This window comes from Microcystis sp. M53602_WE12, from assembly GCF_030065455.1.
In the GTDB taxonomy this organism is placed as follows: domain Bacteria; phylum Cyanobacteriota; class Cyanobacteriia; order Cyanobacteriales; family Microcystaceae; genus Microcystis; species Microcystis aeruginosa.
The window spans coordinates 1-6728 of sequence record NZ_JASJFB010000822.1 but is presented as its reverse complement, the minus strand read 5'-3'; the positions used below and the strand labels follow the sequence as shown (position 1 = coordinate 6728).

Genomic DNA, 6728 nt, shown 5'->3' with positions numbered 1-6728 from the left:
TTATTTTTAATATCAGCATATTGCAAACAAATTGGAGAAACTTTACCTAAATGTCCTATTTCTTCATCTTGATAATTATTATTTTTATAATCAACTAAAAAAGTTGTAATTAAATCATAATCTCTATCTGGACTATTATTTGTCTTGTAACTTGGCCATTCGCTGTAACAAGTATATACTTGTTGGGGGCTTAAATGCCACCTACTAATATCATCTAATCCTGTAAAAACATTAACTAAGATGAAAATATCAACAATTATTATTACCAATAAACTTACTTTATTTAATGGTTTATCATTAATCCTTCTTGATCTCCTGAAAAACTGATTCCACAAATTATTAAGTTTAGTAAACATAATCTACTCCTAAGTACAGGACAAAAAGGATGATATTTGGAAACTTCCCGCGCTCTCCCCTATCTAAATGGAGCAAGAGGACTCCCGTTAAATTTCTCCTTAATTAAAAATATACCAGAAATTAACGGGAGATGAATTGCGACCACAGGGTGAGAGCATCTCAAAAGCTATTGACAATTGGCCAATTTTGTGATACGCATGGGCATTTCAGCTGATATCAGTCAATCAGAATAGTTACGAAATCTTAACATTTGGTCGATTTTTGCTTAACAATTGAGATGACAAATTCTCCTCAAATATGCCTGAATCGTCCTCTGGGCAAGGAACCCACACAAAGTTCATTTTGTCAAGGATTGTTAAGATGCGCTTCCCCTGAGCTTATGGATAAATTTATTGGTTTGAGTATGCTGATTTTTGGGTTTGTAATGATGGCCTTTAATCCAGCAGTTGGAGTGCTAGTGGCTCTTTTTGGGTTGATCGTGACTTGGAATAGCGAGAGAACTGTTTCTGTTCGATCACAGGACAGGGATAGGGTTCCTTGTCCTCATTGTGCTGAGTTAATTCAACCGAAAGCGAAGGTGTGCCGTTTCTCTGGGGCCAGGTTTAGATGACCCCTTGTCCTGAGTTTGGGATCGGTGGCAACCCGATCAGAGGTTTCTTCAGTTTTTTGTCACAATTGTTACATTTTTTCAGAGATTTTAATTCGATCGGGTGATTTTTTTTTGATAGGATTGAACCTATAATTTTCTCAGAAATAGTTCTTGTTCTCCATTAACCGTGCCAAACTAAGAACTGCGGACAAATCAAGAGTTTTGGCGTTTCAATAGACCAGATAAACTAATAACTGGCAGTTAGTAGGAAATCTCAGTTATTTTTTGCTAAAATTCTCCTTTTTCCCGCATTTTCTTGCTTGGAAACAAACTTTTTTCCGCTTTCGTCTCTGTCTTTAATTCGCTCCCACTAGGAAACTCAAGGGTAAGATGCTATATTTTCAAAAGCAGGGTCGTCATCATCCTCTGACCCTATTAACAATGCTTTTAAGTGCTTCTTTCGTTGTGGTCTCCCTTTCCTTGACTCCTGCGATCGCACGTCAATTCGCCCCAATTAACCCGATTAAACCGATTCCTTTGGGGAATGATCAATTAATTCCTGCCGGCACAGACATCCCTGTAAAATACGAGCAAGGGGAAAAAATTCTTTTAACCAAACAAGAAACTTTTTCTTTATCTCTGACCGTCACCGATAATATCAAAAATTCCCAAGGACAGACAATTATTCCCGATGGTAGTCAGATTATCGGAGAAATTAAACCTGATGGTCAAGGTTCGCGTTTTTTATCCCAAAAAATCTTTTTAAAAACCCGTCAACCCCAAGAAAAATCTATTGATGCTATTTCGGCAGTTTTCACTCGTCTAGAAAAGCTAATTAAAGGAGTTAACCCCGACAAAATTATTCAGGGTGCAGTATTAGGAAAATCCGCCGCTTCTGTCCTCGCTTCTTTTACTTCTGACCAACCGGTTAGCGAGGGATTATTACGAGGAGGGGGATTAGAAGTATTAGCCGGTTGGTTATTACGAGGAGAATCGGTGGAATTATTGTCAATTAACCCCAAGGAAGATTTAAAATTAACCCTTCGTTCTGATTTTACCGGGCAGTAAGCTGAAAAAAAATCTGGTGTGTTAGTTATTTATCTAACACACCAGCTATCTGGACTAAGCGGCGTTTTGTCGATACCATTCAATGGTTTTCCGCAAACCTTCTTTAAATTCCATTTGAGCAACAAAACCGAATTTTTCCCTAGCGCGGGTTGTATCTAAACAGCGTCGCGGTTGACCATTCGGTTTATCTATTTCCCAAACAATTTCGCCATCAAAACCCATTAAATCACAGATTAATTCCACTAAATCTTTGATAGAAATCTCATAATTTGTACCAAGATTAACCGGGTCTGACTCATTATAGAATTGACTGGCCATGACAATGCCTCGCGCTGCATCGGTGGAGTAGAGAAACTCCCGGGTTGGACTACCATCTCCCCAGACAGGAAGTTGTTTATCCCCCCGTTGTTGTGCCTCATAAACCTTGCGAATTAAAGCAGGAATTACATGGGAACTACCCGGATCAAAATTATCCTCTGGCCCGTATAAATTTACCGGTAAAAGATAAATTCCGTTGAAACCATACTGCAAACGATAGGACTCTAATTGTACCAATAAAGCCTTTTTAGCGATACCATAAGGCGCATTGGTTTCTTCGGGATATCCTGACCATAAATCGTCTTCATGGAAAGGTACTGGAGTAAATTTTGGATAGGCACAAATTGTCCCCACACAGACAAATTTTTGCACTCCTGCTAGATAGGCAGCATGAATTAATTGGGTTCCCATCATCAAATTATCATAGAATAATTCGGCGGGTTTTTCCCGATTGAGACCGATACCTCCCACATGGGCAGCCAAATGGATAATTAAATCTTCTTCGTTGGCTAAACGTTGACAGTTTTCCCAAACTCTTAAATCACAATCCTTTGACCGAGGAATTGTAATTTTTTCGGGATTTGCCCCCGCTGCAATTAATTGATTAACTACTTGCCGACCTAAAAATCCAGCCCCCCCGGTGACGACGATTCTCTGTTCGCTTAAATTCAGCATATTTTGACCTCTTTAATCCACAGTTGTCATTGAACGATTGCGAAGATAAGCCAAATCTTTTAATAACTGTCCGCTATCACCACCGTTATTAAGATTAATCCCCAAAGCCGCTAAATCCGCATCTACCATTAATTTTACCAGTCCCTCGAACGTTACCGACGGCTGCCAACCTAATTTCTCTCTGGCTTTTGTGGAATCTCCTATCAATAAATCCACTTCCGCTGGACGCAAATAACGTTCATCAAACTCCACATAATCCTGCCAATTTAAATTAACGTATTGGAAAGAAATATCGAGAAACTCCCGGATAGAATAGGTTTCATTTGTCGCCACTACATAATCATCTGGTTCTTGCTGTTGTAACATTAACCACATCGCCCGCACATAATCCTTAGCATAACCCCAATCCCGTTTAGAATCGAGATTTCCTAAATAAAGTTTTTTCTGTTGTCCGGCAATAATTCGGGCCAAAGCGCGGGTAATTTTGCGCGTGACAAAAGTTTCTCCACGACGAGGGGATTCATGGTTAAATAAAATGCCGTTACAGGCAAATAAGTCGTAGGATTCCCGATAGTTGACCGTTTGCCAGTGACCGTAAACTTTCGCGCAAGCGTAGGGACTGCGGGGATAAAATGGCGTGGTTTCTTTTTGGGGAACTTCCATGACTTTCCCGAACATTTCCGAGGAACCTGCTTGATAGAAACGGACTTCGATGCCGGTTCTTTTTTGGTAATCCCGAATTGCTTCTAGTAATCTTAAGACCCCTACCCCCACAGCATCGACGGTGTATTCTGGGGCATCAAAACTAACTCGCACATGGGATTGGGCCCCTAAATTATACACTTCTACTGGTTGCACTTGTTCGAGGATACGCCGCAGGGTCGTGCCGTCGGTGAGGTCGCCATAATGAAGAAATAATTTAGTATCGGGCTGGTGGGGGTCAGTGTAGATATGATCGATGCGATCGGTGTTAAAGGTGGAGGTACGACGGATGATACCGTGGACTTGATAGCCTTTTTCTAATAATAATTCGCTCAGATAGGAACCATCTTGGCCGGTGATGCCGGTAATTAGGGCGCGTTTAGCTTCAGTCATCAGTAATTTACCTAATCAGAAAGAATAAAGACTCTGACTGCTTATAGCACACTTTAGCCCCTCAGGACAAGTTTGGCTAGGTTGACAGGGGACAAAAAGATGAATTGATTTTTTATCAGGTCCCCAGAGAGCCTAAATTGTTCTGAAAATTTTCTCGAAATTTTCTGACCTGAAATTCCTTGACTTTGAGCAGTTGATAATTATCTTTTCCCATGGCTAGGGAAAATTTGGCTTCGGTGTCATCAAGTAAATTTTTGGAGATAGCTTTCCACTGTTCTTGTGTTTGCCAATGGACAACGATAATTAATTTTTCCTCGATGGCGGGATTAATCCAAAGCTCCTTACCTAAAAAACCAGGTTGTTTTGCTAAAAACTTTGTCCAAATTTCTTGATCTTTTTGGATAAATTTTTCCCTAGCTTCGGGTTTAACTTGAAATTCTAACCACTCAATGACCATAGTAATTATCTCCTATTTTTTGGCTTTCATCAAGAATTCTTCTGTGAGTTTCATAAAAGCTTTGGAACCACTAGAAGAGGGCATAGCTGCCACCACAGGCACGAACATATCCACAGCTTTAGCTACATTAACATCCATAGGAATCGCATTAGCAAAAATTTGATGGGCTTGAAAATCCTGTTGTACCCGGCGCATGACTTGATTATAGTAGCGACTGAGTAAACCACCACCGGAAAGAATAAAAACTATACCGAGTAAACCGGGGTTAATCGGTGCGGTTTCTTGATGACTAGCTTTCAGTTTAACTATTCTTCTTTCTAATAGCTGAATGCCGACAATTGATAAAGGTTCGGGACGGGCAGGTAGTAAATAAAAATGACTGCTACATAGACCACTACGAGTTAAAAGATTATAGCCTGGAGCGCAGTCCATGATAATATAATCGTAACGGTCTTGAATGGGGTCAATGATTTTTTGAATTAAGACTCTTTCCAGGTTATTCCAAGCATGATCAAAGCCTAAATCTTCCTGTAAAATTGCTTGGTGGTGCAGGGTTTCTGAGACGACATATTCATCATAAAGTTCGATGTCTCCCGGTAGTAAATCTAAGCCTTGTATTTCACAGACTGAAGGGACAATAATATCATCAATAGTTAATTTATTGTAGGGATTGGGTTTGATAATTGCTTCTAATAAATAGCTTAAAGTGCGTTTTTTGCGGCGCAGTTGAGCGAATTCATGGGGGGACATTAAGCTAAGAGTCGCACTGATTTGAGCGTCTAAATCGAGGACAAGGACTCGTTTTTGCTGAAATTTAGCTAAACAGGTGGCAAGGTTGACGGTAAGGGTAGTTTTTCCTACTCCTCCTTTCATATTAACGGTGCTGATGACAGTGGCCATGATGGGAATTCCTTTCTAGTTAACCGATGGAATATCTCGACGTAAAACCTGCCCGTTGGGAGCCATAATCAAAGGAGGTAAACTGGTAATATCGATCGCCTCTTGGGTTTTCATGTCGTAGGTGGTGTAAACTGTTTCCTGTTGATGGGGATTAATATCGACAATTGTTAGGGTTTTTCTGGGCGCTTGTTCACTGTTCAATAACCGTCGCGGTCCACTGCCTAAAGCTCCTGCGTGTAATAATTGTAATCGCCCCCGTTTACCCGGATAGTAAGCGTGAGCGTGGCCACTAATATAAGTATGCACCTGATGGCCCTCTAAAAACGCTCTTAATTTCTCGGCATCGGCTAAATAATCCCCCGGTCGATTTCTGCCGACGGCAATACCGTAGAGGGGTAAATGACCGATTACTAGCCGCATTCTAGCATTTTTAGCGTCGCTACTACTCAAGTTTTTTGCTGCCCAATTTAGTTGTTCCTGAGAGATTAAATGAGTGGAGGCATCCCAAACTAGATAGAATATACCATTTTGAGTGAAAGTATAATAAAAAGGAAAGCCGGTTTTATCGATAAAATTTAAACTTGTATCATGTTGGGGGTTTTGCCAATAATCTTGGGCTAATTGTCTCTCTTGAGCATAGATAAATTTTCCTGCCGATAAAGCTCCAGAAGCGTCATGATTACCGATGGTAAAACCAAAAGGTATTTTAGCAGCTCGCAGGGGCGCGGCGATATGGCGATCAAAGGCTGACCACATGGCGTTAATTGCTGCCTCTGTCAAGCTGCTTTTTTGTCCCGCCACCATGTCGCCACCACAGAGGACCAGATCGGGTTTATTATTGATAATTAAAGGGATAGCTCGATCGATTTCGGGATCGTAAGTTGTGGAACCGTATTGACTATTAAGGTCACTAATCACAATTATCTTGACTTTTTTCGCCTTTTGTGCTTGTTTAACAGCCGACTCAGGGGGATTTTTGGAAGTAACAGGCTGTAAAATTTGATGAGCGCAAGCTACCAAGCTAAAACCACCTAAACTGCCACTGATCAGCAAAAATTTACGGCGTTGCATAGGATATCAATCTCGTCTTTAATTGAGGTCACGTCAGTTAGTATAGCAATTTTTGTCCCCTCGCTCGCTTTTTTGTTGATCATCCCAATTAACTATGGCTCTTCGGTTTGTGTTATGCAATGGATGGGGGTTATAAGGAATGAAACCCTTATAGAGACAGACATTACCGCGATTTTTGTCAATTGTTTGCGATCTAGA

At 40.7% G+C, this 6728-nt stretch carries 6 protein-coding genes and 1 pseudogene; 1 reads left to right on the top strand and 6 read right to left on the bottom strand.

Annotated elements, in window-relative coordinates:
- Positions 1–356: pseudogene (locus PX482_RS25320) on the bottom strand (hypothetical protein); the annotation flags it as partial.
- A gap of 980 nt (positions 357–1336) precedes the next feature.
- Between PX482_RS25320 and PX482_RS25315 the strand changes: the two are divergent.
- Positions 1337–2014 carry a hypothetical protein gene (locus PX482_RS25315; protein ID WP_004159248.1) on the top strand — a complete coding sequence of 226 codons (678 nt, stop codon included), beginning with the start codon at positions 1337–1339 and terminating at the stop codon, positions 2012–2014.
- A gap of 54 nt (positions 2015–2068) precedes the next feature.
- Here PX482_RS25315 and PX482_RS25310 read toward each other — a convergent pair whose 3' ends face one another.
- From PX482_RS25310 to PX482_RS25290, 5 genes are all read right to left on the bottom strand, one after another.
- The gene (locus PX482_RS25310; protein WP_004159245.1) at positions 2069–3007 is read right to left on the bottom strand and encodes a GDP-L-fucose synthase family protein; all 939 of its coding nucleotides are present in this window, start codon (positions 3005–3007) and stop codon (positions 2069–2071) included.
- 12 nt (positions 3008–3019) lie between these two features.
- Positions 3020–4102: a GDP-mannose 4,6-dehydratase gene (gene gmd / locus PX482_RS25305; protein ID WP_002798501.1), complete on the bottom strand. Its 1083-nt coding sequence runs from the start codon at positions 4100–4102 to the stop codon at positions 3020–3022.
- A gap of 115 nt (positions 4103–4217) precedes the next feature.
- Positions 4218–4559 (bottom strand): TIGR03792 family protein, encoded by a 342-nt coding sequence (locus PX482_RS25300; RefSeq protein WP_002757976.1) that lies wholly within the window; start codon positions 4557–4559, stop codon positions 4218–4220.
- A 12-nt stretch (positions 4560–4571) separates the two neighbouring features.
- The gene (locus tag PX482_RS25295; RefSeq protein WP_002757975.1) at positions 4572–5459 is read right to left on the bottom strand and encodes a ParA family protein; all 888 of its coding nucleotides are present in this window, start codon (positions 5457–5459) and stop codon (positions 4572–4574) included.
- Between the two features lie 15 nt (positions 5460–5474).
- Positions 5475–6530 carry a metallophosphoesterase family protein gene (locus tag PX482_RS25290; protein ID WP_288123186.1) on the bottom strand — a complete coding sequence of 352 codons (1056 nt, stop codon included), beginning with the start codon at positions 6528–6530 and terminating at the stop codon, positions 5475–5477.
- Positions 6531–6728: the final 198 nt, after the last annotated feature.